The organism is Streptomyces sp. NRRL S-495 (assembly GCF_000966955.1).
In the GTDB taxonomy this organism is placed as follows: Bacteria; Actinomycetota; Actinomycetes; order Streptomycetales; family Streptomycetaceae; genus Kitasatospora; species Kitasatospora purpeofusca.
This window is the reverse complement of record NZ_JZWY01000418.1, coordinates 1-1,895: the sequence shown is the minus strand read 5'-3', so window position 1 is coordinate 1,895 and position 1,895 is coordinate 1. Positions and strand designations below refer to the sequence as shown.

The 1,895-nt window shown below is 75.8% G+C and carries 2 protein-coding genes and 1 pseudogene; all 3 read left to right on the top strand.

The window, feature by feature from the left end:
* A pseudogene (locus VR45_RS22005) lies at nt 1-770 on the top strand (hypothetical protein); the annotation flags it as partial.
* A complete protein-coding gene (locus VR45_RS22000) occupies nt 760-1,428 on the top strand; it encodes an ABC transporter permease (RefSeq protein ID WP_045941527.1) in 669 nt (222 codons plus the stop codon). The pseudogene VR45_RS22005 and the gene VR45_RS22000, both read left to right, overlap by 11 nt.
* Nucleotides 1,425-1,895: ABC transporter permease subunit (locus VR45_RS21995; protein ID WP_045941526.1), on the top strand; the 471-nt coding region annotated here is incomplete at its 3' end. The genes VR45_RS22000 and VR45_RS21995, both read left to right, overlap by 4 nt.

The following is a 1,895-nucleotide window of genomic DNA, read 5'->3' as shown; positions in this document are numbered from 1 at the left end:
CCGCCCCGCCGGTGCTGCTGATGGACGAGCCGTTCAGCGCCGTCGACCCGGTGGTCCGCGCCGGGCTGCAGGAGGAGTTGCTCCGCCTCCAGTCCGAGCTGCACAAGACCGTCCTGTTCGTCACCCACGACATCGAGGAGGCGGTCCGGCTCGGCGACCAGGTGGTGGTGCTGCGCGAGCGCGGCCGGATCGCCCAGCTCGCCGATCCGCACACGCTGCTGACGGCGCCCGCGGACCTGGACGTCGCCGCCTTCCTCGGCCGTGACCGGGGCCTGCGCGGGCTCGGGCTGCGGCCGGCCGCCTCGGTCCCCGTCCGGCCGATACCCGGCGGTCCGGGCGACGACGCCGCCGGGCGGTCTCCGCACGGGGTCCGGTTCGGCGGTTGGGAGCTGATGCTGGACGACGGGCGGCGGCCGATCGGCTGGATCGACCGGGACGCGGCGGGCGCGGCCCTGGAGCCGGCGCCCGGGTTCCGGCCGGACGCCGACACCCTGCGTGCCGCCCTGGACGCGGCCGTGCTGTCCCCCACCGGGATCGCCGTCGCCCTGGACCCCGACGGCCGCGCGATCGGTACCGCCGACCGCGAGGCGGTCCTGGCCTCGCTCGCGGCCCGCCCGCCCGCCACGGCGGCCGGGACCGACAACGTCGGGACGGCGAAGGCCGCGAAGGCCGCGCAGGTCGAGGCCACGAAGGCAGAGACCGCGAAGGCCGAGACCGCGAAGGCAGAGGCCACGCAGGTCGAGACGGACGGAGCCGGCGGTGGACGATGAACCGCTCGTCCGCTGGTACTGGATCGGCGACCACCTCGGCTACCTCGGCGACCTGCTCGCCGACCACGCCGTCATCGCCCTCGTCCCGGTGCTGATCGGCCTGCTGCTGGCGGTCCCGCTCGGCCTGGCCTGCACCCGGTTCCCGCGCCTCTACCAGCCGCTCGCCGCCGTCTTCAACATCGTCTACGCCCTGCCCTCGCTGGCCGTCTTCGTGGTGCTCATCCCGTACACCGGGCTCGCCACCCAGGCCACCGTGATGATCCCGCTCACCTTCTACGCGGTCGCCGTGCTGCTGCCGACCACGGTGGACGGGCTGCGCGCCGTGCCCGACCCGGTGCGGCAGGCCGCGTCCGCGATGGGGTACGGGCCGTGGCACCGGCTGGCCGCCGTCGAACTGCCCGCCGCCGTCCCCTACCTGGTGGCCGGTCTGCGGGTGGCGGCCGTCTCCAGCATCTCGCTGGCCTCGGTCGGCGCGCTGGTCGGCCGGGGCGGCCTCGGCTACCTGTTCGTCGACGGCTTCCAGCGCACCTTCCCGACCCCGATCGTGGCCGGGATCGTCCTGATCGCGGTGCTCGCCCTGGCCGTGGACCTGCTGCTGGTCGGCGCCCGCCGGCTGCTCGCGCCCTGGGCCGTCCGGGAGAAGGGAGCCGGGCAGTGAACTGGTTCACCTGGCTGGGGGACTTCTTCTCCGACCCGGACCGCCGCAGCGGTTCGAACGCGATCGCCCACCGGATCGCCGAGCACCTGCTGCTCTCCGGTGAGGCCCTGCTCTACGCCGCGCTGCTGGCCGTCCCGCTCGGGCTGCTGATCGGCTACACCGGGCGCGGCGTCACCGTGGTGACCGCGATGGCCGGCGCGGCCCGCGCGCTGCCGACGCTCGGGCTGGTGACGCTGGCGGTCCTGCTCGCGGGGGTCGGCGACACCGCCGTCCTGGTGCCGCTGGTGGCGCTGGCGGCCCCGCCGCTGCTGGTCGCCGCCGTCGAGGGGGTCCGGGGCACCGACCCGGATGTGCGGGACGCGGCCCGGGGGGTCGGGCTGACGCACCCGCAGGTGCTGTGGCAGGTCTGCCTGCCGTCGGCGCTGCCGACCCTGCTGGCCGGTTTCCGGACCGCGACCGTGCAGGTC